The organism is Streptomyces sp. NPDC037421, from assembly GCF_055602105.1.
In genome coordinates this window covers 58307-83273 of the sequence record NZ_JBVJWV010000010.1, presented here as the reverse complement: position 1 = coordinate 83273, position 24967 = coordinate 58307, and the positions used below count along the sequence as shown (strand labels likewise).

General features: G+C 72.3%; 33 protein-coding genes and 1 pseudogene. 18 read left to right on the top strand and 16 right to left on the bottom strand.

Annotation, left to right across the window (positions count from 1 at the left end):
- Window positions 1-3: 3 nt before the first annotated feature.
- From ACZ7IF_RS17135 to ACZ7IF_RS17120, 4 genes are all read right to left on the bottom strand, one after another.
- Complete coding sequence (locus ACZ7IF_RS17135; RefSeq protein ID WP_470971809.1) at window positions 4-465, bottom strand: DUF5990 family protein; 462 nt, start codon at window positions 463-465, stop codon at window positions 4-6.
- 205 nt (window positions 466-670) lie between these two features.
- Window positions 671-1990: a hypothetical protein gene (locus ACZ7IF_RS17130; protein ID WP_470971807.1), complete on the bottom strand. Its 1320-nt coding sequence runs from the start codon at window positions 1988-1990 to the stop codon at window positions 671-673.
- 109 nt (window positions 1991-2099) lie between these two features.
- A complete protein-coding gene (locus tag ACZ7IF_RS17125; RefSeq protein ID WP_470971805.1) occupies window positions 2100-2462 on the bottom strand; it encodes a hypothetical protein in 363 nt (120 codons plus the stop codon).
- Between the two features lie 218 nt (window positions 2463-2680).
- Entirely contained in the window at window positions 2681-3130 is a 450-nt protein-coding gene (locus ACZ7IF_RS17120; RefSeq protein WP_470971803.1) for an arsenate reductase ArsC, read from the bottom strand.
- A 194-nt stretch (window positions 3131-3324) separates the two neighbouring features.
- Here ACZ7IF_RS17120 and ACZ7IF_RS17115 point away from each other — a divergent pair, with 194 nt between their 5' ends.
- Window positions 3325-3639, top strand: a complete 315-nt coding sequence (locus ACZ7IF_RS17115) for an ArsR/SmtB family transcription factor (protein WP_470971801.1) — start codon at window positions 3325-3327, stop codon at window positions 3637-3639.
- A gap of 79 nt (window positions 3640-3718) precedes the next feature.
- On the top strand, window positions 3719-4489 hold the full coding sequence (locus tag ACZ7IF_RS17110) for an aquaporin (RefSeq protein ID WP_470971799.1): 771 nt from the start codon (window positions 3719-3721) through the stop codon (window positions 4487-4489).
- A 72-nt stretch (window positions 4490-4561) separates the two neighbouring features.
- On the opposite strand, the gene ACZ7IF_RS17105 is transcribed toward ACZ7IF_RS17110, so the two are convergent.
- Window positions 4562-4930 carry an ArsR/SmtB family transcription factor gene (locus ACZ7IF_RS17105; RefSeq protein ID WP_470971797.1) on the bottom strand — a complete coding sequence of 123 codons (369 nt, stop codon included), beginning with the start codon at window positions 4928-4930 and terminating at the stop codon, window positions 4562-4564.
- A 225-nt stretch (window positions 4931-5155) separates the two neighbouring features.
- Here ACZ7IF_RS17105 and ACZ7IF_RS17100 point away from each other — a divergent pair, with 225 nt between their 5' ends.
- The 4 genes from ACZ7IF_RS17100 to ACZ7IF_RS17085 all read left to right on the top strand — a co-directional run bounded on the left by ACZ7IF_RS17100 (window position 5156) and on the right by ACZ7IF_RS17085 (window position 9545).
- Entirely contained in the window at window positions 5156-6514 is a 1359-nt protein-coding gene (locus ACZ7IF_RS17100; RefSeq protein WP_470971795.1) for an NAD(P)-binding domain-containing protein, read from the top strand.
- A gap of 188 nt (window positions 6515-6702) precedes the next feature.
- On the top strand, window positions 6703-8004 hold the full coding sequence (locus ACZ7IF_RS17095) for a hypothetical protein (protein WP_470971793.1): 1302 nt from the start codon (window positions 6703-6705) through the stop codon (window positions 8002-8004).
- A 187-nt stretch (window positions 8005-8191) separates the two neighbouring features.
- A complete protein-coding gene (locus tag ACZ7IF_RS17090; protein ID WP_470971791.1) occupies window positions 8192-8611 on the top strand; it encodes a hypothetical protein in 420 nt (139 codons plus the stop codon).
- Between the two features lie 196 nt (window positions 8612-8807).
- Window positions 8808-9545 carry an ABC transporter permease gene (locus tag ACZ7IF_RS17085; RefSeq protein WP_470971789.1) on the top strand — a complete coding sequence of 246 codons (738 nt, stop codon included), beginning with the start codon at window positions 8808-8810 and terminating at the stop codon, window positions 9543-9545.
- 93 nt (window positions 9546-9638) lie between these two features.
- Here the strand turns inward: ACZ7IF_RS17085 and ACZ7IF_RS17080 are convergent, their stop codons facing one another.
- From ACZ7IF_RS17080 to ACZ7IF_RS17070, 3 genes are all read right to left on the bottom strand, one after another.
- Window positions 9639-11117: a ricin-type beta-trefoil lectin domain protein gene (locus ACZ7IF_RS17080; protein WP_470971787.1), complete on the bottom strand. Its 1479-nt coding sequence runs from the start codon at window positions 11115-11117 to the stop codon at window positions 9639-9641.
- Complete coding sequence (locus tag ACZ7IF_RS17075; protein WP_470971785.1) at window positions 11114-11557, bottom strand: hypothetical protein; 444 nt, start codon at window positions 11555-11557, stop codon at window positions 11114-11116. Before ACZ7IF_RS17075 ends, ACZ7IF_RS17080 begins: the two co-directional genes overlap by 4 nt.
- A gap of 205 nt (window positions 11558-11762) precedes the next feature.
- Window positions 11763-12746 (bottom strand): helix-turn-helix transcriptional regulator, encoded by a 984-nt coding sequence (locus ACZ7IF_RS17070; protein ID WP_470971783.1) that lies wholly within the window; start codon window positions 12744-12746, stop codon window positions 11763-11765.
- A gap of 203 nt (window positions 12747-12949) precedes the next feature.
- Between ACZ7IF_RS17070 and ACZ7IF_RS17065 the strand changes: the two genes are divergently transcribed.
- A complete protein-coding gene (locus ACZ7IF_RS17065; RefSeq protein ID WP_470971781.1) occupies window positions 12950-13246 on the top strand; it encodes a hypothetical protein in 297 nt (98 codons plus the stop codon).
- Between the two features lie 31 nt (window positions 13247-13277).
- Window positions 13278-13496 carry a response regulator transcription factor gene (locus ACZ7IF_RS17060; protein ID WP_470971778.1) on the top strand — a complete coding sequence of 73 codons (219 nt, stop codon included), beginning with the start codon at window positions 13278-13280 and terminating at the stop codon, window positions 13494-13496.
- Between the two features lie 41 nt (window positions 13497-13537).
- Here the strand turns inward: ACZ7IF_RS17060 and ACZ7IF_RS17055 are convergent, their stop codons facing one another.
- The gene (locus ACZ7IF_RS17055; RefSeq protein ID WP_470971776.1) at window positions 13538-13909 is read right to left on the bottom strand and encodes a MerR family transcriptional regulator; all 372 of its coding nucleotides are present in this window, start codon (window positions 13907-13909) and stop codon (window positions 13538-13540) included.
- A gap of 98 nt (window positions 13910-14007) precedes the next feature.
- Between ACZ7IF_RS17055 and ACZ7IF_RS17050 the strand changes: the two genes are divergently transcribed.
- On the top strand, window positions 14008-14796 hold the full coding sequence (locus ACZ7IF_RS17050; protein WP_470971774.1) for an amidohydrolase family protein: 789 nt from the start codon (window positions 14008-14010) through the stop codon (window positions 14794-14796).
- A 194-nt stretch (window positions 14797-14990) separates the two neighbouring features.
- Here ACZ7IF_RS17050 and ACZ7IF_RS17045 read toward each other — a convergent pair whose 3' ends face one another.
- The 3 genes and pseudogenes from ACZ7IF_RS17045 to ACZ7IF_RS17035 form a co-directional block, all read right to left on the bottom strand.
- Window positions 14991-15464: a hypothetical protein gene (locus ACZ7IF_RS17045; RefSeq protein WP_470971772.1), complete on the bottom strand. Its 474-nt coding sequence runs from the start codon at window positions 15462-15464 to the stop codon at window positions 14991-14993.
- A gap of 12 nt (window positions 15465-15476) precedes the next feature.
- Window positions 15477-16445 (bottom strand): twin-arginine translocation signal domain-containing protein, encoded by a 969-nt coding sequence (locus tag ACZ7IF_RS17040; RefSeq protein WP_470972145.1) that lies wholly within the window; start codon window positions 16443-16445, stop codon window positions 15477-15479.
- 102 nt (window positions 16446-16547) lie between these two features.
- Window positions 16548-16703 (bottom strand): annotated as a pseudogene (locus ACZ7IF_RS17035) (helix-turn-helix domain-containing protein); the annotation flags it as partial.
- A gap of 187 nt (window positions 16704-16890) precedes the next feature.
- Between ACZ7IF_RS17035 and ACZ7IF_RS17030 the strand changes: the two are divergent.
- The 4 genes from ACZ7IF_RS17030 to ACZ7IF_RS17015 all read left to right on the top strand — a co-directional run bounded on the left by ACZ7IF_RS17030 (window position 16891) and on the right by ACZ7IF_RS17015 (window position 19520).
- Window positions 16891-17106: a hypothetical protein gene (locus ACZ7IF_RS17030; protein ID WP_470971768.1), complete on the top strand. Its 216-nt coding sequence runs from the start codon at window positions 16891-16893 to the stop codon at window positions 17104-17106.
- Window positions 17107-17372: 266 nt separating this feature from the next.
- The gene (locus tag ACZ7IF_RS17025; RefSeq protein WP_470971765.1) at window positions 17373-17888 is read left to right on the top strand and encodes a glycine-rich domain-containing protein; all 516 of its coding nucleotides are present in this window, start codon (window positions 17373-17375) and stop codon (window positions 17886-17888) included.
- A 234-nt stretch (window positions 17889-18122) separates the two neighbouring features.
- Complete coding sequence (locus ACZ7IF_RS17020) at window positions 18123-18758, top strand: class I SAM-dependent methyltransferase (protein ID WP_470971762.1); 636 nt, start codon at window positions 18123-18125, stop codon at window positions 18756-18758.
- 267 nt (window positions 18759-19025) lie between these two features.
- On the top strand, window positions 19026-19520 hold the full coding sequence (locus ACZ7IF_RS17015; protein ID WP_470971758.1) for an HIT family protein: 495 nt from the start codon (window positions 19026-19028) through the stop codon (window positions 19518-19520).
- A 141-nt stretch (window positions 19521-19661) separates the two neighbouring features.
- On the opposite strand, the gene rpsN is transcribed toward ACZ7IF_RS17015, so the two are convergent.
- Entirely contained in the window at window positions 19662-19967 is a 306-nt protein-coding gene (gene rpsN / locus ACZ7IF_RS17010) for a 30S ribosomal protein S14 (protein ID WP_470971755.1), read from the bottom strand.
- Window positions 19967-20203 carry a 50S ribosomal protein L28 gene (rpmB, locus tag ACZ7IF_RS17005; protein WP_470971752.1) on the bottom strand — a complete coding sequence of 79 codons (237 nt, stop codon included), beginning with the start codon at window positions 20201-20203 and terminating at the stop codon, window positions 19967-19969. The genes rpsN and rpmB overlap by 1 nt, the downstream gene beginning before the upstream one ends.
- A 69-nt stretch (window positions 20204-20272) precedes the next feature.
- On the opposite strand from rpmB, the gene rpmG reads away from it, so the two are divergent.
- Genes rpmG through rpsR form a run of 4 tightly spaced genes read left to right on the top strand, consistent with a single transcriptional unit; the run spans window position 20273 to window position 22150 of the window.
- Window positions 20273-20437 carry a 50S ribosomal protein L33 gene (gene rpmG / locus ACZ7IF_RS17000; protein ID WP_030162346.1) on the top strand — a complete coding sequence of 55 codons (165 nt, stop codon included), beginning with the start codon at window positions 20273-20275 and terminating at the stop codon, window positions 20435-20437.
- A 31-nt stretch (window positions 20438-20468) separates the two neighbouring features.
- Window positions 20469-20717 carry a type B 50S ribosomal protein L31 gene (locus tag ACZ7IF_RS16995; RefSeq protein WP_470971750.1) on the top strand — a complete coding sequence of 83 codons (249 nt, stop codon included), beginning with the start codon at window positions 20469-20471 and terminating at the stop codon, window positions 20715-20717.
- Window positions 20714-21856, top strand: coding sequence for a CobW family GTP-binding protein (locus tag ACZ7IF_RS16990; RefSeq protein WP_470971748.1), 1143 nt, complete (start codon window positions 20714-20716; stop codon window positions 21854-21856). Before ACZ7IF_RS16995 ends, ACZ7IF_RS16990 begins: the two co-directional genes overlap by 4 nt.
- 57 nt (window positions 21857-21913) lie before the next feature.
- Window positions 21914-22150, top strand: coding sequence for a 30S ribosomal protein S18 (rpsR, locus tag ACZ7IF_RS16985; protein WP_470971746.1), 237 nt, complete (start codon window positions 21914-21916; stop codon window positions 22148-22150).
- Between the two features lie 132 nt (window positions 22151-22282).
- Here rpsR and ACZ7IF_RS16980 read toward each other — a convergent pair whose 3' ends face one another.
- The gene (locus ACZ7IF_RS16980) at window positions 22283-22948 is read right to left on the bottom strand and encodes a hypothetical protein (protein ID WP_470971744.1); all 666 of its coding nucleotides are present in this window, start codon (window positions 22946-22948) and stop codon (window positions 22283-22285) included.
- A gap of 12 nt (window positions 22949-22960) precedes the next feature.
- Window positions 22961-23419, bottom strand: a complete 459-nt coding sequence (locus ACZ7IF_RS16975; protein WP_470971742.1) for a hypothetical protein — start codon at window positions 23417-23419, stop codon at window positions 22961-22963.
- A 358-nt stretch (window positions 23420-23777) separates the two neighbouring features.
- Between ACZ7IF_RS16975 and ACZ7IF_RS16970 the strand changes: the two genes are divergently transcribed.
- Window positions 23778-24848: a hypothetical protein gene (locus ACZ7IF_RS16970; protein ID WP_470971739.1), complete on the top strand. Its 1071-nt coding sequence runs from the start codon at window positions 23778-23780 to the stop codon at window positions 24846-24848.
- The last annotated feature ends 119 nt before the right edge of the window (window positions 24849-24967 follow it).

Here is a 24967-nt window from a genome sequence, read left to right as displayed (position 1 = left end):
CCGTCAGTCCTTGGCGTCGGCGGACCAGGTGACGGCCGGCGGACGGACGGCGGCGCACAGGGGCCGGCCGTGGACGTCGGTCAGGCCGAGGCGGGCGACCAGCAGCCCGCCGTCCGCCGCGGCGTCGGCCACCGAAGGGTCGACGGCGTCGAGCATGAGCTTCGCCCGGCGGAACATGGTCCGGGCACCGCCGCTGTCGACCCCGCTCCACGAGAGGTGGACGAACCGCTGTCCGGGACGGCCCTGGATCCACGGGCCCGTCAGGTCGACGCCCCCGGCGCCCCGGCGGGCGGTGCAGGCCAGCGTCCAGACCGCCGAGCCGGCATCGCCGGGACGGGGGTCCAGCGGCTGACCGTCCCGTGCACGCGGCTGGACCGCCACGTGGATGTCGCCGTACCCGGGGAAGCCGGGGCCGGCCGCGCAGGTGCGGCCCGGCAGGTCGAATGCCTCGATCCGGATCTGCATGGGACCACTGTGCCATCCGGCCCGCCCGGAAGGCGCCGAGAGGGGTCGGCCAGCGTGGCCGAGACGTGCCTGCGGCATCGGTGCGTTCGCACGCCCTGTATGACCGCGACCAGGACGAGACCGGTGTTGCCCACCGCCATGACGAGAAGGGCGCCCAGGACGTGCCGGTTCTCGCTGACGTCGTTCCGCGCCCGGTTGTACGGTGTCAGATGCGGTGGACCGGCGCGGAGTGCGTCCAGTGCCAGTTGACCGGACCCCACTGCTTCTTCAGTGCCGTGCGCCGGCGGGCGTAGGCCCGCAGTGCGTCCTCGACGGTGGCCGCGAGGGCGGTGAGGTCGTCGGGGGCGGGGACGCGCAGGATCAGGTGCTGCTTGGTGTGGACCAGCAGCAGGTCGCCGTTGGGGGCGCAGGCGCCGAGGGTGAAGTGGGTCAGCGGCTTGAAGGTCTTGGTGTCGGCGTCCAGCTTGGCGCGGAGCACTCCCCCCTTGTTCCAGGCGTAGAGGCCGTAGCGGTTGAGGTGGAAGGCGTGGCCGCGGTGCGGGTCGGCGGCGAGGTTGAAGCAGAAGCCGGTGAAGGGCGAGTCGCGCCAAGCCTGCATGCCGTGGAGGCGTCCGGTCATCTCGCCCTGGTCGTTGACGAGGGCGAAGACGAAGGGACGGCCACGGCTGCCGCCCCGGTACGTCTTGGCGTAGAAGGGGACGGCGAAGAGGCTGTCGGAGAGCGGAACGGGACGGCCGAGGCGGGACTGGTCCCAGCCGGAGAGGCCGTCCTCGCCGGCGACGAGTTCGGTCAGTGCGGGGCGGGGCCTGTTCGTCATGCCGACGGGGGCACCCCGGTACGTGGCGTGCGGGCGGAGGTCGACGGCGCCGTGGCGAGCCGGTTCGGGGTCGAGGGAGGCGAGCGTGCGGATGGCCGGCTTGGAGTCGGCGGTCAGGGCGCCGTCGGCCACGCCGACGAGGTTGGTGATGACGTTGCCGTACCTCCACACGCCGTACTCGGCGACCGTGCACAGCAGCCGGCCCGAGGGAGTGACGCTGATGGAGCCGGCGAAGGGGTCGCCTTCCCCCGGCGTGAACTCCCTGTAGGGGCGCCCGTCCTTCGAGTCGTAGACGGCCAGGACCCGGCTCAGGTCCGGTGCGACGAGGGTGGTCCTGTCCGGCGTCGCGGTGATGGCGAGGACCCCGTCGGGCAGGACGCACAGGCCGATGTCCCCGCCGTCGGCCACGGCCGAGTCCCGTTCTTCCGAGCGGCCGGTACGGAACTGCGCGCTCGCCAGGACCTCGCCTTCCGCGGAGTACCGCGTGATGATCCGGTACCCGAAGTTCGCGGTCTGCGGGTCCTGCTCGTCGTCGGAGACGCCGTAGGTGTGGCGGTAGACGCCGTACAGGGCGTACACCTCGCCGTTCGGGGCGCCGGCGACGTCGAAGAGGTGCAGGCCCCAGCCCTTGGAGTAGAGCGCGGTCAGGTCGATGCGGTGGTGGTCCACCAGCGTGCCCGGCAGGGCCAGGGGAAGAGTCTGGATCATGCCCTTCATCCTGCGCCACGGCTCTGACAGCCGGCCCGGCGGGCCGCGTCGGCCATGCCCCGTCCTGGTCGCGGCCCCGATCGCCTCGATCACGGGGCGAGAGCGGGGTTCACCGCCGGGAGAGGAGCCGGCGCAGCCGGCCGGTGCGGCGCTCCGCGGCGAGCGGCCAGGGGCCGTGGGATTCGAGCTCGTCGGCCAGCCGGGCCAGGAAGCCGCGGAACTCGGCTTCGCCGAAAGGCTCTTGGCCTTCGTACGGGTCGAACGTGCTCGCAAGCGGTGTGTCCGTGGCCAGCACCGCCCGCAGCGCCGCCACCTGCTCGGCCATCGGCCGGTCGTAGAGCGGTTCGGCCTGCATGGCCGTCGCGTACCGGCGCACCATCTCCTCGTCGAGCGCCGCGCCGCCCTCACGGTACATCGCCTGGTACAGGATGCAGTTGACCAGCCCGAACGCCCATGCCCCCACCGCGGCCATCGCCGGGTCCTCCCCCTCTGACAGATGACAGGCTTTTCGCCGGAGGCCATCAAACCACTCGCCCGCACCGGGCCTGAGTGGTGTTGAGGCGCCGTTCAGGGGCGTTGGGGAGACAGTGGGGACCGTCACGCCTTGAGAGGCGAGTGCCGATGTCCGTCCGGGCCGCTGGGTTCTGGTGCACGGGCGTGCGCACGACGGCACCGGTCGCGTCGTGTGCGTCAGGCCTTCGGCTTGGCGTCGATCTCGGCGATCAGGCCCTCGATGAGGCCCTTGATCTCGTCGCGGATGGGGCGGACGGCCTCGACGCCCTGGCCTGCGGGGTCTTCGAGCTGCCAGTCGAGGTAGGTCTTGCCGGGGAAGTAGGGGCAGGCGTCGCCGCAGCCCATCGTGATGATGTAGTCGGAGGCCTGGGCGGCTTCGGGGGTGAGGACCTTGGGCCTCTGGTCGGAGATGTCGATGCCCAGCTCGGCCATGGCGGCGACGGCGGAGGGGTTGATCCGCTCGCCGGGCACGGAGCCGGCGGAGCGGACCTCGACTCGGTCGCCGGCGAGGTGGCGCAGGAACCCGGCCGCCATCTGGGAGCGGCCCGCGTTGTGGATGCAGACGAACAGGACGGAGGCGGCTGGGGGTACCTCGCGGCCGCCGGGCTGGGGGAGAGCGGAGGACATCTGTTCTTCCTTGAGGTGGGGCGACCGCGGTGGGGATCTGCCGGGGCTTCAGGGGGCGAGCCGGGCGGGCGGCCCGGTGATGCGGGTGTCGATGGCGTCGCGGATGTCGCGGACGAGCGCGATCGGCGTTCCAAGGAGCCGATGAGGTCAGCGCGGGCTGGTGTCAGTCTGAATTGATGTGACAGTATCAGTCCATGATGACGTCAGTCGACACTGATCTGATCCGGGTTCTGGCCGACCCGCTCAGGCTCCGGATCGTGACCCTGCTCGCCCGCGAAACCCTCTGCACCACCCACCTCGTGGAGGAGACGGGCGCCAAGCAGACGAACCTCTCCAACCACATGAAGGTGCTCCGCGAGGCGGGGATCGTGGAGACGGAGCCATGCGGCAGGTACGTCTACTACCGCCTGCGCCCGGAAGTCGTCGAAGCCCTCGCCGGTCAGTTCGCCGACCTCGCCCGGACCGCGCGAGCCACCGCCGAAGCGAACCTCAAGCGGTCCTGCCCCTAAGGGGTGTCCGACCCTGATCCGCCGGACACCCCCTCAGGGCTGTCCGCGCTTCGCCCCACCCGCCCGAGGAGAACCCGCCTTGACCGCCACCGAGCCCGTCGCCGCCCCCGCAGCGGAGAGCGGCACAGCCGCCGGCGCGACCCCGCCCCGTACGCCGCTGATCTCCCGCGCCACCGCCGAGCTCGTCGGCACGGCCGCCCTGGTGGCGATCGTGGTCGGCTCGGGCATCCAGGCCACCGAGCTCACCGACGACGTCGCGTTGCAGCTGCTGGCCAACTCCACCGCCACCGTCTTCGGCCTCGGCGTGCTGATCGCCCTGCTCGGTCCGGTCTCCGGTGCCCACTTCAACCCGGCCGTGACGCTGGCCGAGTGGTGGACCGCCCGCCGCGGCGGGGCCGGAGTGAACGCCCGCGAGCTCGCCGTCTACGTGCCCTCGCAGATCGTCGGCGCGATCGCGGGTGCGGTCCTCGCGGACGCGATGTTCGGGGAGCCGCTGGTGAAGTGGTCGCAGCACGACCGCTCCGCCGGCAACCTCCTGCTCGGCGAGGTCGTCGCCACCGCCGGCCTGATCCTGCTGGTCTTCGGCCTCGCGCGTACGGACAGGCTCCGCTTCGCCCCCGTCGCGGTCGCCTCGTACATCGGCGCCGCGTACTGGTTCACCTCCTCCACCTCCTTCGCCAACCCGGCCGTCACCATCGGCCGCGCCTTCACCGACACCTTCGCGGGCATCGCCCCGGCCTCGGTGGCCGGCTTCATCGGCATGCAGCTGATCGGTGCGGCCGTGGGCCTGGCGCTCGTGGCGGTCGTCTTCATGCGCGGCAGGAGCGGCTCCGGGGCTCCCGCGGCATGACGCGGCGCACCGGTTCCCCGGCGCCGAAGCCGCCTCCCGCGCCCTCCTCGGTGCCGTGATCGGGCCCGGCGGTCACGCCGTCTTCGCGGCGTCGGCCAGCAGCGCGCCCATGGCGGCGAGCACGGCCGGCTCGACCCGGTAGTACACCCACGTACCGCGCCGCTCGGAGGACAGCAGCCCGGCTTCCTTCAGCTTCTTGAGGTGGTGGGAGACGGTGGGCTGGGAGACTCCGACGTCGGAGATGTCGCACACGCACGCCTCGCCGCCCTCGTGGGAGGCCACGGCGGAGAACAGGCGCAGGCGGACGGGGTCGCCGAGGGCCTTGAACATCCTCGCCGCGGCCTCGGCCTCGTCCGCGGACATGGGGCGTTCGGTGAGCGGGGGGCAGCAGGGCGCGACGGCCTCGGGCGCCAGGAGCGGCAGTACCTTCGCATTCGACATACATCTATGTTGACAGATGTCGAACCAGAGCGGCAGGGGGTCCATGCGCGGACGTCCGCCCTCAAATTAGATGAATGTCTATGTTGACGATTGTCGATACAGGTGCCACGCTGACCACACAAGCCATAGACGAACTTCGAAACAACGGGGGCGTCGCCGGCTGCTGCCGACCCTCCGAAGCCCCCCGGTCACCCGCCTCCCCGCACGAAGATCCGGAGACATGCCATGAGCGAGACCACCGCCGAGCTGCCCGTCGTCGTCATCGGGGCCGGCCCAGCCGGACTCGCGGCCGCCGCCCACCTCCTCGACCGCGGCATCACGCCCCTCGTCCTGGAAGCCGGACCCGTCGCCGGGGCCGCGGTGCGCGAGTGGGCGCACGTACGGCTGTTCTCCCGCTGGGGCGAGGTCGTCGACCCGGCCGCCGAGAAGCTCCTCGCCCCGACCGGCTGGGCCAAGCCCGCCGAGGACACCTACCCCTCCGGCGGGGACTGGGCCACCCTCTACCTCCAGCCGCTGGCCGACGCCCTCGGCGAGCAGGTGCGCTACGACGCCCGTGTCACCGGCGTCTCCCGCAGCGGCCGCGACCGCATCGTCGACGCCGACCGCGAGGCCCGGCCCTTCGTCGTCCACTACGAGAGCGCCGACGGCCGCGAGCAGCGGGTCCTGGCCCGCGCGGTCGTCGACGCCTCGGGCACCTGGTCGACTCCGGGCCCCGCAGGCGGCAGCGGACTCGCCGCCCTCGGCGAGAAGGCCGCCGCGGACCGCGTCTCCTACCGGGTCCCGGATCTGAAGGACCCCGCCGTCCGCGCCCGCTACGCCGGGAAGCGCACCGCGGTCATCGGCTCCGGCGCCTCCTCCTTCACCGCCCTCGCCCATCTCGCCGATCTCGCCCAGTCCGAGGACGGCACCGGCACGCACGCCACCTGGATCCTGCGCCGCGGGATCTCCGGCTCCACCTTCGGCGGCGGCGAGGCCGACCAGCTGCCCGCCCGCGGCGCCCTCGGGCTGGCCGCCAAGGCGGCGGTCGACGGCGGACACGCCGATGCGGTCACCGGTTTCCGCACCGACGCCTTCGAGCGCGACGGTGACGGCCGCGTGGTCCTCGTCGGCGAGGACGGCCGCCGACTGGACCCGGTCGACGAGGTCATCGTCCTGACCGGCTTCCGCCCCGACCTCGGCTTCCTGGACGAGCTCCGCCTCGGCCTGGACGAGCGCCTCCAGGCCCCGACCGCGCTCGCGCCGCTGATCGACCCGAACCAGCACTCCTGCGGCACCGTCTACCCCCACGGCGTGAACGAGCTCTCCCACCCCGAGAAGGACGTCTACCTCGTCGGCATGAAGTCATACGGCCGCGCCCCCACCTTCCTGGCCATGACCGGCTACGAGCAGGTCCGTTCCGTCGCCGCCCACCTGGCCGGCGACCACGAAGCCGCCGAGCGCGTCGAACTCACCCTCCCCGAAACCGGGGTGTGCGGCGGCACGGGCCTCTTCGACGAGCCCGCGGCCGCGGAGGAGACCGGCGGCGGGTGCTGCGCGGCCCCCGCCGCCCTCACCATCGGCGCCGCGCCCGCCGGCGGCTGCTGAATGCGCGACCTGTTCGCCCTGCTGGAACACGGCTGGGCCGCCACCCCTTGGCGGGACCGGAAGACCACCCCGGCCGGGACGGGTGACCGCGACCTCCTGGTCGGGCGGCTGGGCCTACGGCAGACCGGACCTGCGTCCCGTGGACCATCACGGCTTCAGGAACGCGAAGTTCTGAGTACGGTCTCCTCATGCACAACTTCGGGCTGAGCCACCAGCAGCGGGGTCATGTACTCCTCATAGCGGGGGATGCCTCCGTCAGGCGCCGTAGCGTCCAGGTAGCACCGAGCGCCAACCTCTCCGCGCTGGGCGTCGTCCCGGTGCCGGCCCTCCTGAACAGCGCCGTGGCCTGCGACACGACCTACCTGGACGGCGCCCGGGACCCGAACACCGTGCTGATGAGGCTGCGTACGGCGGCGGCGACGCCAGGGCCGCTGCTCGTCTACCTCTCCGGGCGGCTCACGGTCGACCGCAGGGGACACCGGCTGCACCTGGCACTGGCGGGCACGACAGCCGCCTCGGTCCGCTACACCGCGCTGCCCTGGGAGTGGCTCGGCACGGAGCTGCGCGACCGTCCGGCCGGGCTGACCACGGTGCTGCTCGACCTCGCCGCGGACAAGGGGGCATGGCCGCTGCTTCAGCAGCACGGCAGCCTGCCCGCGACCCCCGGCGCAGAGGTGTACGGCGTCGTCAGCCCGCCGGGACAAAGTGGCGGGGACCCGACGGTGAGCAGCTACACCCGGGCCTGGATCGACCAGCTCCGCGCCAGCCCGACCAGGCCGTCCAACCTGCGGCTGCACGCCCTCGCAACGGCCACGGCCACCATCGCGCCCGGCTCCCTGGTCCTGCCGAGCGCCCGCGAACTCGGCGCCGCGACCCAGGCAGGACCCTTCGCAGAACCGTCCACGCGGGCCCCACAGGCACATCCCGCCGCACCGCTGGAGCCGGTCCGGGGCCCGCACCCCGTCGGCGCCGTACCCGCCCGAGCGGTCCGGCCTCCGTCCGACGACCGGCACCCTCCCGTACAACCGCGGCTTCCGGCGCGGCAGGACCCGGCTCCGCCCGACGACCCGCGCCCGCACATCCACCACCTGGCCACCACCGGCCGCCACGCGGAGGCGGCCGCACTCGCGCAGGCATGGGAGCAGTACGCGCACCAGACCCACGGGCCGGCCTCGCCCGAAGCCCTGCAGTGGGTGGAAATCCGCGCCGACCTCGCCCGCATGGCCGGCGAGTTCCAGCTCGCGACCCAGCTGTGGTCCGGCGCCGCCCGGACCCGCCTCGGCTTCCAGGCCCCGGACTCCACCGACGTACACGCCGCGGCCGCCGGAGCCCTCTACTGCTGGACACAGCTCAAGGACCCGGGCGCGGCCGTCGCCACAGGACCCGACCTCATCCGCCTTCTGCGCGCACTGCCGGCCCTCGAACCCCAGCACCTGAAGCTGGCCCAGCAGCGCCTGGAGTTCCTCCACCGCGCACCGACCCACCGCTGACCGGCGAACGACACCGGAGCGGCCCGACGCTTCAGACCAACGCCGATGACGTCCGCGGACGGTCGCCCGACCGTCGTATCGCTCGGGCGGGTCGCCCGCCCTGAGCCGGCTGCGAGGTCGCCCATCGGGGTGAAGCCCGAAGGGGCCGCCCCGCAGGCCGCCACGGGGCCGTGGATAGGATCGCGACGTGAACACCCCCCGGCCCCGTACCGCCGCGTTGCGGTCCCGCATCCTCGCGGGTCCGCGACGGGTGCTGCTGGTGGCCCTGCTGGTGTTCGCCTTCCTCTACTCACACGGCGTCAGCCTCGACGGGGTCCGCGGCCACACCGGCACGGCCGTCGGCGTCCTCGGCCCCACCACCGGTCGGGCGCTCGCCGAGAGCCCCACGGACGGCCGTCACGGCGAGGGGCACGGCGCGTCCCACACCGCCGAGGAGTGCGCCACCAGCGCGCCGCAGCAGCCGCCGACGCTGGTCCCTCCCGCCGAGCACGCCCTGAAGCAGACCCTGCCCGCGGTGCTCGCCGCGGCCCCGGACCGGTATCACGGTCCGGCCCCTGCCCCGGGCTGCTCACGACCGCCGGGCACGACAGCGATCCTGCGCATCTAGACCGCTCCCTGCTCCCGGCGCGCCTCCGCAGGCCGTCGGCGAGTTCACGCTGCCCGCCATCCGTCACCCCTGCCCGCCCCCGAACCGGGGCCGGGCCCGGTGCAGCCCGCCCTCCGGCATCCGCTCGTGCCACTGCCGCGACGCGACCGTCGCCGGTCTGGCCTGGGCTGCGCCCGTACGCCCGCGAGGAGTACCCATGACATCCACCCGGCTCAGCGACCGCGCCCCGGCCGCGCCCGTCCCCGCACCCCGCTCGGCCGGCCGCGCCGAGATCCGCGAAGCCCGCTCCCGACGCAAGAGGCTCCTGGCCCGCTACCTCGGATACGTCGGCTACTTCGTCGGCGCCGGCCTGATCAGCGGCGCCGTCGTCCACCATCCCCTGGACCCCGCCCGCTACACCCGCATCGCCCTCTACGGCGTCCTGGTCTTCCTCGCCGCGACCGCCCTCAACGAGTTCCTGCTCACCCGCCGCAAGCCGACGTTCAAGCAGGTGGCGGGCATCATGGGCGCCTCCCTGCTGCTCTCCTTCGGCATCGGCATGCTCAGCGGCGGCCTCCAGCACTTCGAGGACTTCCCCACCCGCGCCGCCACTCTCATCCCCGCCGGCATCCTGCTCTCCTTCATCGCCTTCGTGATCAAGGACGAGGACGCCTCCTGGCGGCGCGTCTTCGGCCTCGCCGGACTCGCCGTCCTCGTCACGGCCGTCGCCGCCTTCGTCGGCCTGGGGTACGTGGCTTCCTCCATCGCTCCGGAAACGGGCGGCCACAGCCACGGCACCGGTACGGGTGAGAGCGAGACCCAGCACGAGGAACGGCCCGTCGACAGCGGCACGCACCCCGCCCCGCAGTCCAGGCCGTCCGCTCCGGCCCGCACCGCTCCCGCCACTCCCCCGGCCGAGCGGTCCCGCGGCGACGGGCACGCGCACGGGCACTGACTCCCGGGGGTCACACGCGTCGGCGGCCGTGCTGCCCCCGCCCAGGCCGGGGCCTGGCCCAGGCGGGGGATCGCGTCGCTGTCAGGGGCCGGGTCAGTAGAGGTAGGTGCCCCAGCGCTGCTCGGCGCGGCCGTTGCAGGGTTCGACGGTGAGCTGGTTGCCGTGGCCGTTGTCGGTCAGGCAGTCGTTGCGCTTGTTCGCCGAATGGATCTCGTACCAGCCGTCTCCCTTGCCGGCGAAGATCCACTTGCTGTTGCCGGTGGCGTCGTAGTGGTAGAGCTGGGCGGACCGGTTGTCGGCGCCGGACATGTTCAGTACCTGGCCGTCCTTGACACGGCTGGTCAGGGCGTAGGTCGGCATTCCGTCGGAGGTGCTCTCCTTCAGGTCCAGACGCCAGCCCTGGGAGGGCTCGTTGGGGTTGTGCTGTCCCCACGTCTGGACCTTGTTGCCGTCACCGGTGCCGCCGCCGGCGTCGTCGACCGCCCGCCCGGACCCCTGGTTGACGATCGTGAGCCACGAACCGTCGGGGTGATTGCCGCGGCTGCCGTTGTTGCCCGCCCCGTGGGACCCGCGGTCTCCGCCACCGCCACCGCCACCGCTGGCGGTCTGGGGCCAGCCGTTCGGGGTGACGGCCCACAGGACCGAGTTGTCGGCCCTGTGGATCACGAGGTTGCCGTCGTCCTGGATCTGGACCCAGGCGTTCTGGTTGTTCATGGTGCCGGTGGACCACAGCGGGACGTTGTTGGCCGTGGAGAGCACCAGGTTGCCGTCCCACTGCATGGTCAGGTGGTCGCCCCGGCCGACCGTGTTGCTCGCGTGGAGGACCGTGCGGCCGCCGTCGGCGTACTCGACGAGGTTGCCGTCGTCCTGCATGGCGAGGATGTGGCCGTTGCTGGAGACGAGCCGCCGGCCCTTCGACAGGGTCTGGCCGGCGGCGAGCATGGAGTCGCCGCCCGTGGGGGTGGAGCTCCGGCTGTCGAACCTGAGGTGGTCCTGCGTGAGGTTGAAGGCGATGGGGCCGGTGGGGGTGGCGTTGCCGCGGATACCGCCGTTCGACGAGTAGTAGGACGTGACCGAGGTGCCCGTCAGCCAGGACATGGTTCCCTGGAAGTCGGCGGTACCGTGGTCGAAGATGTAGACGCCGTACGCGTAGCTGTTGACGGAACCCGAGCGGAAGAAGGGGGTGTTGTTCACCCCCGGGCCCCCCTGCAGGTTGCCGGTGTTGATGTTGACGGCACCGAAGTCCTTGTCCTGGTAGACCACGACGACGTTGTACTTGCGGTTGGTGTCCTGGTCGACTTGATCCAGCATCGAATTGACGAACGAGGTGTACTGGGCCTTCGCCTGGTACGCGCTGAAGACCCGGTCGATGCCCGACGTCACCGCGCCGAGGATGTCGCCGGCGGCCGAGCTCGCGTTGACGTGCGCGCCGGTCTCCACCTGCCCGATCACGCTGTCTCCGGCTGCGGGCGTCCCCGGGTTCGCCAGGGCCGGGGGGACGCAGACCGCCACCACGCCCGCCATGCCCGTGGCAACGACGGCGGTCTGGAGGGCCTTGCGGATCCTTCTCATTGAACGTCCTCTTCTCTTTGGGTGATTGGGCCCCCGAGAGCCAGCAACAAGACCCTGGACCAGGCGCTGTGACAGGGCGTGCAGACTGAACCGGCCGGGGCGTACAGGACGGCCCCCGCCTGGAGGCGCAGGGTGAGTGCGGCCCCGTCCCGCGGGGCGATGCGCCAGGTGCCGGATCCGCCGAGCTGGCAGACCAGCAGGTCGTGTGCGGTACGCACGGCGGCCCCGCTTTCCACGGGGTGGGGCAGGACCCTGACCGGGCGGTCCAGCCGCCGGGCCAGGGCGGCCGGGAGGAACTCCTCCAGGGCGCCCGGGTCCGGCAGCTCGTGCTCCGGCCACATCAGGCCGGGACTGCGGCCGAGGTGGACGGAGAGGAACAGCACGACCTCCTCGACGAGGAGGCTTTGCGTCCCTTCGGGGACCTGGGCGGTGCTCGGCATCCGGGACGGCCTTCCTGCATTCCGGCCCGGCGAGAACTGCCCGTCTCAGAGGCCCGTTTGGTGGTCGGGGTGACGGACAGAATCCTGCGCCGCGCGCAGCCGCGGGAAAATCCGCGACAAACCGGCCCCGTACCGTCGGCCCCGTACCCCAGGTCCCGGATTCACGCCCTCCCCGGGCGCCGACGCGCCGGGCCGCGAACGAGGATCAGCAGTCGCCGGTGAGAAGGCCCGCCCGTGCGGCAGCCGCTCCGGCCTGGAAGCGGCTGTCGGCGCCGAGGCGGTCCATGATGTCGGCGATGTGGCGCCGGGCCGTACGCAGGGACATGCCCAGGCGGCGCGCGATGGCCTCGTCCTTCAGGCCCGCGCCGAGCAGCCGCAGGATGGTCTGGTCGATCTCGCGGGCGACCTGCTCCAGGCCCTGGCTGGCGGCGTCCGCGAACACGGCGGCCTGCTCCCAGGAGTGCTCGAACAGCTCGCACAGGTAGGCGACGGTGTGCGGCTCTCGCACCACCACCGCGCCCCAAGTGCCGTCGCTCAGGGGCAGGAAGGCCGTCTCCCGGTCGTACACGACGAGCCGGCCGAACAGCTCGTGCGCCGTACGGTGCTCGGCCCCCAGGGCCGACGCGGCGGCGACATAGGCCTGGGTGGGGGCGTGGAAGCGGGACGTGTGCGGGTGCAGGACCCGCAGCCGGATCCCCCGCTCCAGCAGGGGCCGGTCGCGCTCCAGCGTGTCGCGCAGGGTCTCAGGGGTGCGGAAACCGCCGGCGGGCTGGCAGGTGAAGACCTCGCTACGGCAGGCCGCGGCGGCCCGGGTCATGAGGGTGCGCACCGTCTGCATCCCGGAGACGACCTCCAGCGCACCACCCGCCGCCAGCACCCCGCGCTGGTACGCGGAGGTGAACTGCTGCAGCTGCCGGCGCATCCGGAAGAGCTGGTACTGCCGGCTGCGGATCTCCTCCTCGACCGGGGCGGCCAGCTGCGCGGCCGCCACCTCGGGGGCCACGGCGTACCCGGTGCCGGGCTCCTCCGGATCCGCGTGGACGAGCCGGGCCGCCAGCAGCCGTTCCAGCGCGGCCGCCGCGGCCGTCTCGGCCAGACCGAGGTCCTCCGCCACGGCCGCGGCGTCGAGGCGGCGGTGCTCGGCGAGCCACTGGAAGACCGCCCGATCCGTCTCCTCGAAGACCGTCAAGCCCGATATCCACCCAGGAAGCCGCTCTTCATCCACTTCGTCCCCCACTCCTCTTACTGCCACGTAACTTTAGTGACAGGCGGGGCCCGTAGTACCGGAGCTCGGCGGCGGCCATGCTGAACGTGTCCCCGGCTCCGGCAGTCCCGCCGGCGTCCGGGGCCCCTTTCCGGTCCGACCGGCCCGACTGACCAACGGAGTCCCTCGTGAAGTTCAAGCGCCTCGCCCTCACCGCCCTCACCGCCCTGACCGCGGCCCTGCTCGCCGTGGGGGTCCCGGCCGCGGCCCACGCCGACACCGTCCCGCCGCTCGACCCGGACCGGGGCACGGGAAGGTGCCGCATCGTGCCGGAGGAGGAGCTCCGGGAGCGGTTCGGCCCGGAAGGGCTCGCCGCCCTGAGGGAGAACGGCGTTCTGCCTGCGACCGGGCCGGTGTGGCTGTGCACCGGCGGCGGATCCGGCAACGGCTGGGGACCGGTGCCCCCGCGGGACAAGATGGTCTGATGAGCCGCCCGCCAGCACACGGAGGACGGCCATGACCGCGCAACCCGCACCCCTTCCCACGTTCACGGCCCGGGAGCGGGAACTCCTCGGCCATCTCACCCGGGGGGCCACCGACCGCGCCATCGCCCGCCACATGGCGCTCAGCCCCCACACCGTCGACACCTACCTGCGCCGCCTGCGCCACAAGACCGGCACGAGCAACCGCATCCAGCTCGCCATCGTCGCCCACACCGCCCTGCACTCCCCGTGACCGAGCCCGGACGACGACACCGCGGAGGCCGCGCGCCTGGACTACGCGGAGCCGCTGGGGACCGGGGCGTTCTCGGTGGCGGCGATCGTCCGGCGCAGGAGGCGGCGTGCGGTGTCCAGTTCGGCGGCACGCCGGTCGAGGACGTCCAACTGGTCGCGGAGGCCGGTGAGGACGCCGGGGCAGGGTCGCAGCGTCGCCTCGTCGGCGGTGCAGGGCAGGACCTGGCGGATGACGCGGGTGGGCAGGCCCGCGGCCAGGAGGGTGCGGACGCGCCGCACCGTGTCCTCGGGCCGGTCGTCGTACTCGCGATAGCCGTTGGCGCGGCGCTCCGAGTGGATCAGCCCCATCCGCTCGTAGTAGCGCAGCAGGCGCTCGCCGACTCCCGTACGACGTGACAGCTCCCCGATCAGCACCGGGCCGCTCCCTTCGGCTTGGCCTTCCAACGGTGTCAGGGAGCAACAGTGTGCGCGTCGGCCGAATTCCGGTCCGATCGTCGAGGAGGGAACGACCGTTGATCATCGATGCGCACAGCCACGTCCACGACCCTGTCGAGGCGCACGTGGGGCTGCTGGACGAGGCCGGGGTCGACCGCGCCGTGCTGTTCGCCACCCGCCCGCATCCGGAGCGGGCCGGTGACCTCGTCTCGCTGCGCCGGGAGATGGCGGTCCTGGACGCGGCCATCGGGGGCCGGGCGGGCACGGCCGAGGGGTATCGCGGGGCGTGGGCGGAGTTGGACGCGGCCCTCGCGGCGCGGCCGGAGCGGTTCATCGGCTTCCTGTCCGTACCGCTGGACCTGGGGCCGGAGCAGATCGCCGCGACCGTGGAACGGGAGGTCGTCGGGCGCGGGATGCACGGGATCGGCGAGCTGACGCCGCCGCCGGGGCGGGCGGGGCTGATCGAACCGGTGCTCCGGGCGGCGGCCGATCACGGCCGGCTGCCCGTGGTCGTGCACGGATCCGCCCCGACGACGGCGGACGATCTGAGGACCCGGTCCGCCCTCGCCGGCCGGTACCCGACGGTTCCGCTGGTGGTCAGCCAGCTCGGAGGGCCGCACTGGATGCAGGCGGTCGAGCTGGTGCGGGACACCCCGAACATGTACCTGGAGCTGTCCACCGCCGGCATCGTCTTCGCGGTCCGGCTGGCCATCAAGGAGATCCCGGACCGGACCCTGTTCGGCTCGGACGCCCCGTACGGCGACCCGGTCCTCGCCCGGGCCATGGTGGAACGGGTCACCAGCCCGGGCGAGGTCCGCGACCGGGTCCTCGGCGCAACGATCGCCGAGCTGGCCGGGCTCGGCTGAGCCAGGGGCAGGCACGGTCCGCGTCGGCACGTGAGCGGGGGCGCGGCCCACCGCCGCCTTCAACGTCGCGCGCCGGCCATGAGCGCCGTGTAGAGCAGCAGGTACGCGGTCAGGCCCACCGCCCAGCCGTAGTCGGCGAGCGGCTTCAGGAAGGGGATCAGGCCCTCTTCGGGGCGCTTCTCTCTTTCCGAAGATCAGCGGCTGGCGCCCTCCGGCCAGAGGATCCGGGCAGGGACTCCGGTGCGCTCGGCGTACGCCACCACGTCCGCCGTGCCGCCGTACCCCCATGCAGGCTTGCCGTCCCAGACTGCCAGCAGCTCGTCCGAGAGGCCCACGAGTACCTCGCTGCCGGCCATGTGTGCTGCCGAGTCCGAGGCCGACATGCCCGTGTGGTGGACCTCGGCGGCCCGGCTCAAGAGCTGGTCGTACACAGGCCAGTGCCCTTCGGGCAGTCCTTCGCGGTACTCCTCCGCCGGGATCACGACCTCCAGGAGCCCACCGTGGGCGAGGACGTACTCGGCGAACCACGCGTCGGGGCCGTCCGCGATGCAGGAGACGCCGACCAGCTCGGCAGGGTCGTACCCGCTCACCGCTGCCTCCAGCAGCCCGCGAACCTGTTGCTCGACTTCCGTGCTCAGCCCTCGATGACCGGTGACACCCACACGCATCGCGTGCCCTCCCTACAGGTAGACGTCGTGCAGCTGCTCGTCGAAGTCGCGGACCGCCTTGGGTGGTGACGCGGTTCGGTACGAACATCGGACCGCGCGAGCACGGTCCACGATCCGCCCGGAACGGTACTGCACACCTGATTCCAGGGCGCGGGAAGCCATCGCGAAGGCGGCCTCAACCCGCCCGGCCGCCAGATGGCCGGCCGCGATGTCCAGCACCAGCAGCGCCCGCTGCTTTGCGTGCCCGGTGGCGAGGGCCTCGGTGCCGGCGTCGAGGACCCAGGCGGGAAGTCTCAGCCGGGCCCCGCAGGCGACCCGTGCCGCCGCGACCTTGGCCTCACTGAACTGGAACACCCAGGGCCACGGAGTCGACTCCTGCGACCCCAGCCGCGCAGCAAGCGATCGGCTCTTGGTCAGGGCCTGGTCGGTTGCCTCTTCGTCTCCCGCCGCAGCGTGGGCCAAAGCCTCGACCGACAACAGCCACGCGTCCGCGACGGCCGGCCTGTGCGCGTCCAGGAGTCCACGGGCCTTGCGCGTCCAGCTCAGGGCCTGCACTCCGTTGCCCGCGTCCGCCTCGAACTGGGCCATGCTCCCGGCCTGGTAGGCGGCCAGCAAGGGATCACCCGCAGCCCGCGCCGCCTTGATTGCCGAGGCGTACCAGCTTCGCGCCGACCCGTGATCACCCATGTCCCACGACAGCCAGCCCAGCAGGCTCGCCGCCTCACTGCCGACAGCCGCCAGCCGGGCCCGCTGGCGGTCATCGCTCGCCGCCCGGCTCACGCTCTGTACGAGCCGCAGGTGCGCCTGTACCGCTTCCGACAGGTCCCGTGACGGGGTCGCTCCGTCCAGGCGCCGGTACGAGGCTGTACCCAGCCGCAGCGTTGCCGCCTGCCCCACGCCCTCGCCCGGATCGGGGAATGCAGCCAGGGCCGGGGCCACGGCGGCCGCGGCCACTCCTCCCATGAAGCCTCGTCGTTCCATGTGCTCGTACCCATCTCGTACCGCTGCGTCCGCGAGCCCTAACAGGGAGGCGGGAACACCCAGGTGGGCCGCCATCACCGCCAGGACGTCCGTCGCGTATGCCCCGGGCCCGCGCTTCTCCAAGCGTGACACCGCCGACTGTGATAGCCCGCAGGCCTGGCCTAACTGTGTCTGAGTCAGACCCGCACCCCTGCGGACCAGCTCGATGACCTTGCCGTAGTCCTTCGCCCTGGACGCGTCTTTGACCGCCGGCGTCATGCTCAACGTGCCCCCAGTCTTGGGCTTCAACCGCTGATTCTCGTGCCCGTACCCGCTGCGCGCATATCCGTATGCGCATGCCGCATCGGAGATGGTCCCACGCCGCCCTGCCGCCGTTGACTGGTCATGCCGCCCGAGGCGACGAAGTTCAGTTCCACCATCCGCCGACGACGGTAGGGAGTGACCTGTGACCGGCCAGAACGCCCAGTACGAGTACGTACCTCACGGGCTACTGCACAAGAGGGTCCGCGACATCGCCTCGGGCGTCGAAGGCGAACTGATGGCCGTGATCAACGAGAACTTCTCGGACACCGGTATCGAGCGCTGGATGGAGCTGGCCTACATCCGGGGCGCGTCCGGCCGGGAGTTCACCACCGCCGTCGACAACGTCGAGCGGGCCTGATGCGCATCTGCTGCCGGTGCGGCCGCACGATCCGCAGCCAGGACCACGACACGATTCCCGTGGACTCGGCGTCCGGGGCCCGCCCCGACCAGCACGCCGACACCCACGGGGATGCGAATTGCAGGCCGATCAGCGTCAACGATCCGGCCGACCTCCACTGACCCGCACACGAGCAAGGGAGAAGCATGTCCAGTCCCACCCCGCCCCCTCCTCCGTGCAATACCCAACCGGGGACCCCTCCGCCACCGTCGGAGACCGGAGGAACCATGACGCTCATGATCGAGCCCGGCGTGCGTGACGCCCGTGCTCTCCTGGAGCCCGACGACTTCATGGCCGTCACCGCGACCGTCGCCAAGGACAACCCGCACATGGGCTGGACCATGGCCCAGCGCGTCACCTTGGAGGGCATCAAGTTCGTTGCCGCAGCCGCCGCCGGCACCCGGGGCATCGCCCCGTCCCGTGTTGTCGACGAGGGCTGGCACGCCCTCATCCTGCACACCGCCATCTACAGCGCCCTGTGCGAGCGCCTCGGCAGGTTCGTCCACCACTACCCCGAGCCGCCGGACTCCGGCCGCTATGACCCGGAGTTCATCGACCGCACCATGGCCGCGATCGAACGGGCCGGCTTCCCCGTGGACCGGGAGCTGTGGCGGGGACCGGACAACGGGATCGTGGAGGTGTCCGCATCGTGCCAGCACGCCCCGGACTGCGGGCCGATCCAGCCCATGCCGACCCCGCAGTGCCTCCCGGACCCGCCCCCGCCGCCCCCGCCCACCGAGTAGACAGCCGGCCTGAGCGCTACGCTCCACTCCGATGGGAGGACTCATGCAGGAGTGGACAGACCCTCGGTACACCGAGGTAGTCGAGGCCTGGCGTGAAGCGCAGCTGCCGACGTCCCGTGACCCGGAAGAACCTCCGGCCCGCGGGTTCATCATGCAGCCGCCGTCTCACGACTGACCTCAAGCCCGGCCCGGCCGCCCGAGCGGCCGGGCCCCTTTCCCTGCGGAGTCCCCTTCATGACCACCGAGTCTTCCTGGGACGGATATGCCCGCCTCGCCCTGGCCGGCCGCCCGGGTCCGCCGCCGCTCTTCAGCTGGACGATCCACCCCGGACACGGACTCGGCGCGGAACTCCTCGAAGTCGGCTCGGAGTCCACCGTCCTGGAACTCGGCTGCGGCAAGGGCGACCGCCTCGCCTACCTGACCTCGCTGGGTGTTCGGGCCGTCGGTGTCGACATCTCAGGGGTACAGGTGGCCGCCGCGACCGCCCGGTGGGGATCGGCGATCGACGTGCACCACGCCGACGCCGTCCATTTCCTCCGCCACGCCACCGCCATGTACGACGCCGTGTACTCGGCCTACGGTGCTCACTGGTTCACGGACCCGGTGCTCCTCCTCCCAGCCGTCCGCGAACGTCTCCGTCCTGGGGGCGTGCTGGTGCTGGCCCATCTGCCCCCCGGGAAGCACTTCGACGTCTACGGCCCTACGGCCGCGCGGTCCGCTTCGGCGACCGTACCCCGCTGGGAGGGGCAGGCTTACCAGTGGGCCAACGTCCTGGAGGAACACGGCTTCCTCGCTCCCTCGGCCTGCACCATCCACCCGCCTGGCGGGAGCAGAACGGAGCCCACGATCGTGCTCCGTGCCTGGGGATAGATGCCTCGCTGCCGTGCACGATCCCAGTCATTGACAGGCCGAGGATCCGTCGAGGATCCGGGAGCGCTGGCCGCCGCCGACCTCCGCCGCTCCCGCCCAGCCGCCGAAGATCTTGCCGAGCAGGATCAAGAAGCCGGGCCCATGGTGGCCGGTCGGCCGGGAGGGCGACAAGGGTCGGGCGCGGCCTGCGCGGCGAACCCCGGGCACGGCCGGGCAGACTGGAGCACCCCTACGGAGGGTGCCCAAGTGTCGTTGGAACGAGAGCCGATGGATCTCGAGGCATACGTGGCCCGGACGCGCGGTGGCCCTTGTTTCGTCTGTGCGTTCCTCGCCGGAGATCCGGACTACCGCCACGAGACGGTCTTCGAGGACGAGGACCACATCGCGTTCCTGGACAGATGGCCCACGGTGGAGGGGAAGGTCCTCGTCGCCCCGAAAGCGCACATCGAGCACGTCGTGCGCGACCTGGACGAGGCGGCCTACAGCCGGCTGATGCTGTTCGTCCGGGAGATGGCGCTCGCCGTCGAGGCCGTGTGCGGGCCGGAGCGCACCTACCTCTATTCCCTCGGCAGCCAGCAGGGCAATGCCCATCTGCACTGGCACATCGCCGCCCTGCCGCCCGGTGTTCCCTACCACGAGCAGCAGTTCCACGCGCTGATGACGGAGAACGGGGTCATGACGCTGCCGCCGGGCCGGTCAGCCGGGATGGCCGCACGCCTTCACGAGGCGGTCCGTGCCCGGGGCAGGTTCAAACGGGGCTGACCGACGAGGAGAAGGGGACGGGAGACGGGCGACCGGATCCCGGCGGACGTTCGCACACGGTCCGACCCGCGACGAACCCGGACCGGCCCGTGGGCCCGCACCCCGCCGGAGGTGCGGGCCCGCGCGTTCACGCCGCGGTTGTCACCAGGACGACTTGGTGACTCCGGGCAGGAAACCGGCATGCGCCTGCTCACGCATCCGGACGCGTGAGAGCCCGAACCTCCGCAGGTGTCCGCGGGGCCGGCCGTCCACGCTGTCCCGGTTGCGCACCCGGGTGGCGCTCGCGTCGCGGGGCTGCCCGCGCAGCTCCGCCAGCGCCGCGCCCCGCTCGGCCTCCGTCGAGGACGGCCGCCGGAGGACCTCCTTCAGCTCGGCGCGCCGGGCCGCGTACCGCGCGACGACCACCTTGCGCTTCTCGTTCTGCGCGACCTTGCTCTTCTTGGCCATCAGACCTTCACCCCCCGGCCGCGGATCCGGGCCACCGCGGCCTCGATGCCGATGACGTCGACGGTCTTGACCGCCTTCGCGCTGAGGGTCAGACGGACATGGCGTCCCTCGCTCGGCAGCCAGTAGCGCTTGCGCTGGATGTTGGGGTCGAAGCGGCGGAACGTACGCCGGTGCGAGTGGGAGACGTTGTTGCCGAAGCCGGGCTTGGCGCCGGTCAGCTGGCAGTGCGCGGACAAGGTGCTACCTGCCCCTCTCTGGACGGAAGCGGTTATTGGAAATGATTTCCATTCCCGTATAGTAGCGGCATGGCACGCAACGAAGTACGCCCGATCGTCAAGCTCCGCTCCACGGCCGGCACCGGCTACACGTACGTCACCCGCAAGAACCGCCGGAACGATCCGGACCGCATGGTGCTGCGCAAGTTCGACCCGGTGGTCCGCCGGCACGTCGACTTCCGCGAAGAGCGCTGACCCCCGCCCCTCCTGCTTGAAGGACACCGTCATGAAGCCCGGGATCCACCCCGCCTACGGCCCCGTCGTCTTCCGCGACAAGGCCGCCGACTTCGCCTTCCTCACCCGCTCGACCGCCACCGGCGACAAGACGGTCGAGTGGGAGGACGGCAACACCTACCCCGTCATCGACGTGGAGATCTCCTCGCGGAGCCACCCCTTCTACACCGGCACCGCCCGCGTCCTGGACACCGCCGGCCGCGTCGAGCGGTTCCAGCGCCGGTACGGGAGCACGGCGTGACCCTGCCCGTCGTCATCGTCGGCGGGCTCCACTCCGACGCCCGCAGGGAGGTCGTGGACCGCCTGCTGCACGCGGTCCCCGACAGCGTCGCCCTCCATCACGACCTCGCCACGGCAGCGGCCGGCACGGTCCTGCGCGTGGTGCGCGACGTCTCGGGCGAGCTGTCCCGGGGCGAGACGCCCCTCGTCAACGACTGCGCCTGCTGCGCGCTGCGCGAGGACCTGGTCCCCGCACTGGAACGGCTGGCCGCCGGCGGCCTCACCCGGCTGGCCGTCGTCGAACTGTGGGACTCCGTCGAGCCCAAGGCGATGGCCGAGGTCGTCACCTCACACGGCGCCGGCCCGCTCGACCTCACCGGTGTGATCACCGCGGTGGACCCGGCGCTCGTCCTGCCCTACCTCGTCAACGGCGACGACCTGGCGGAGGTCGGCCTCGCGGCCGCCGCCACCGATCAGCGCACGGTCGGGGACACCTGGGCACGGCAGCTCGAGTACGCGCCCGTACTGGCCCTCGTCGACAGCGGGGAGGCCGACGACGAGGACCACGCCCTGCTCGCCCAGCTCCACCCGACCGCCCGGCGGGTGGATGCCGGGTCCGGCGAGCTGGCCGCGCTGGCCTTCGCCGGGTTCGACGTGGAAGCGGCGGCCGCCGCTCAGCACCCGGCCTGCGCCCTGCTGCCCCAGCAGGCGGAGGAGGCGGGAGTGACCACCCTCGTCTGGCACCGCCGCCGCCCGTTCCATCCGGAGCGCCTCTACGAGGCCCTGGAAGACCTCTGCTGCGCCGCCGCCCGCAGCCGTGGCAGGTTCTGGCTCGCCGACCGCCCCGACACCCTGCTGGCCTGGGACGCCGCCGGCGGCGCCCTGTGCGTGGAGAACGCCGGGCCCTGGCTGGCGTCCCTGCCGGACGCCGCCTGGGAACTGGTCCCGCCGATGCGCAGGGCGGCGGCCTCCCTCGACTGGCATCCCGACCACGGCGACTGCTGCCAGCACCTCGTCTTCACCTCCCCCGGGCTCGACCGCCACGGCCTGGAGCGGCTCCTGGAGTCCTGCCTCCTCACCGATGCCGAATACGCGGCGGGACCCGAGGCGTGGAAATCCCTCCCCGCCGCCTTCGACTCCCTCCTCGACCCCGTCTCGTAACACCCGTACGACCCGCCGACCCGACGACCGACGACCCGACGACCGCAAGGAACACGCATGGCCCGCCGTCAGACCCCGCACAAGCCGCTCAAGGCCCGCCCCAACCCGCTGGACGCGGCAGGGATCACCTACATCGACTACAAGGACACCGACCTGTTGCGGAAGTTCGTCTCCGACCGCGGCAAGATCCGGAGCCGCCGCGTCACCCGCGTCACCGCCCAGCAGCAGCGGCAGCTCGCCGCCGCGATCAAGAACGCCCGCGAGATGGCCCTGCTCCCGTACGGCACCAGGTAGACCCCGGCGGGTTCTTCCGGCTCGCCGGCCGCCCCCGGGTGACCGGTCTGTGGTCACAAGCCGGCGCGGTGGCCCGCTTCGAGCCCTCGGGCGCCCTCGGCCCGGACACCGCCCAGGGCCAGGAACTCGTCTTCACCGGCACCGCTTCCGGTTCTCGTGGTGCATGGCCAGGCAGAGTGCCCAGACGTCGGTGTAGGTCTTCGGTGAGGGTGATCCCCCGGCGTGGATGGCGGCTGTCCAGTGCGAGGCCGTGGTGGATCCGTCACCGACCGGGTTGCCGTCGGAGTCGCTGGGGAAGCTTCCGTTGATGTGGGTTCCGCCCGAGCCCGCCTTGGTGAAGCCGTTGGTCGTCACGTTGCCGCCGCTGGCGGCGGCGCCGCCGCTGATCAGGATGCTCTTGTCGCCCCCTTCTCCGTTGCGGCCGCGCCCGCGCCGGTCCTGTCCGTTGTCATCGGCGCAGCCGACGGTCGCCGTCTGGCCGGTGCCGCCCTCCGTCGGGCCGGCCGCCTCGCGGAAGTGGACCTTCGTGGTCATGCCGCTGGTGTTGACGTGGTCACCGGTGCGGATCGCGTAGGCGTACGTCGTGTTGCCGTTGTTGCCGTGTCCGCCGCCGATCCCCCCGACCGCGGTCCAGGAGTCGGGGTTGATCTCTCCGTCGGCAGCGGGTTTGCGGCCGAAGTCGTGTGCGGCGTCGTTGAAGGTGGGGAAGCCGGCGACCGGCTTGAGGCTGCCGACGCCGGCGGGGGTGTTTCGCACACCGCCGCCGAGCAGGAGCGTGCCGCGAGGGCATGTCGCCACGACGACCTCCGCCTACTGCGGGGCGAAGGGCCCGGCCTTCTGGTTCATGACGACCTGGGTGTGCCTGATCCGCAGGGTGGAGAGGCAGACCGCGTACGCAGTGGTGGAGAAGGCGGGACTGGCGTTGCCCCCGCTGCCGCCGAACGCGAGCCAGTGCCTGACGTCGGTGCCTACCACCCCGGGCGACTCGGTGTACTCGCCGAGGCCGTCGGGGCTGGGAGCCATGCCCAGCACGTGGTTGCCGTTGCGCGTGCTCTCGGTGCCGATGGTCTGGTCGACCCCGCCGCCGGAGACGAGACCGCCGGCGCACTCCGCGTGGGACGAGACACCGGTGAGCGGGGCTCGGCGCCGGGGCCTGCCGCGGAGGGTGCGGGTTCGGCCGGGTGTGGACGACGGGTGCTGCGCAGACGCCTCGCGCCGACCGATGGCCGGCGGATGTACGGACCGGGTGTTTGCCGGTCGTCCGCTCATCCCCTGCCGACGCGGCGTCGACCTGGTTGCGATGCGGCCCTGGCCCTGTTCCCCGGTAGTGAAAGCCCTCGTGAGCCACGCTCCGCACACTGCACAGGGATCCGACCCGCGCTCAATGCAATCCGCAGATGCGCACTTTAACCGCTGGATAATCCAGCGCCTACGGCATCTTCCAAGGATTAAGCGAGCAATTGAGACTTCATCAGGCGAGCCGCGCCCCTTGCCGTCACCGTGTCACGCCCTGCTCACCATGACCGCGGACGCCGGAGAGGACGGATGGACCCGGGGCCGAAAACGAGTCCGGTACTTAGCCGCAGCGTTCGCTTGTCGTGACCCCGACCAGGGATGATTACGCTTCGTGCTCACCAACATCATCACCGCCGTCGGTCTGGCCGTCCTCCTCTGGGCGCTCGTCCACACCACCCGCCTCGCCATCCGCAACCGCAAGGCCCGGCACTTCGACGCCTCCGCCTACGGCCTCGTCCCCCGCGAGCAGCTCGACAGCCGGCGCTCCGGCCCGCCCGGGGACGAGCCCGCGCTGCGCCTCGCCGTCGAGGCCGCCCTCGACGGCGAGTGGGAACCCGCGGCCGGGCTTCTCGCGGACACCGCCGAACGCCAGGACTGGGCGGAGCGCTGGCGGCTCGTCGAGGCGTTCGCGGATCTGGCCGTGGAGGACGAGCGCTGGCTGCGGATCTGGCGCGCCAGGCGGCCGCACGACGCGGACGCCGTCGTCGTACACGCCCACGCCCTGCTGCTCCGCGCCTGGGCGGCGCGCGGCGAGAAGGACGTCAGTCAGACCTCCCGCGAGCAGATGGCGCTGTTCGGCGAGCTGCTGCCGACCGCCATGTACGCCGCCCAGGAGGCGGCCAGGCTGGCGCCGGGCGATCCGTCCCCGTGGGTCACGATGGTCGCCGCCGCGCGTGGACTGGGGCTCTCCCACGACGAGTTCCGCCGCCTGTGGAGCGAGGTCACGAGCCGCGCGCCGCAGCACTACGACGCGCACTGGCACGCCCTCCAGTACTGGTGCGCGAAGTGGCACGGCTCCCACCAGCTGATGTTCAAGTTCGCCAAGCAGGCGACGGCGTCCGCCCCGGCCGGGAGCCTGATCTCGGGCATCTACCTGCATGCCGTGTACGAAGCCACCCTCCAGGACGGCGAGGCCGCGTACCGCACCTGGGCCACCAAGTCCATGCTCGCCCGCGTTCAGGCCGACCTGGCGCAGGCCGCCCCGGAGGACCGCCGGCTTCCCTCGGTACGGCACCTGTACGCCGCCGCACTCGTGAAGACGGGGCGGTACGCGGAGGCCCTGGCGCAGTTCCGGCTCATCGGCGGGTGGTGCGGAGCGGCGCCCTGGACCGACGAGCGGGATGCCGCGGCGGCATTCGACCACGCCCGCGGCCTGGCGGCCCTCCACTCGGGCCGCCCCTAGGGGGCGTCCGGGGGGGGGGGGGGGGGGGCCCCCCCCCCCCGAACGGGGGGGGGGGGGGGGGGGTACGGCCCGGAGCCGTCCCCGCTTGTGGGTGACCCCCCCCACCCCCCCATACAGAA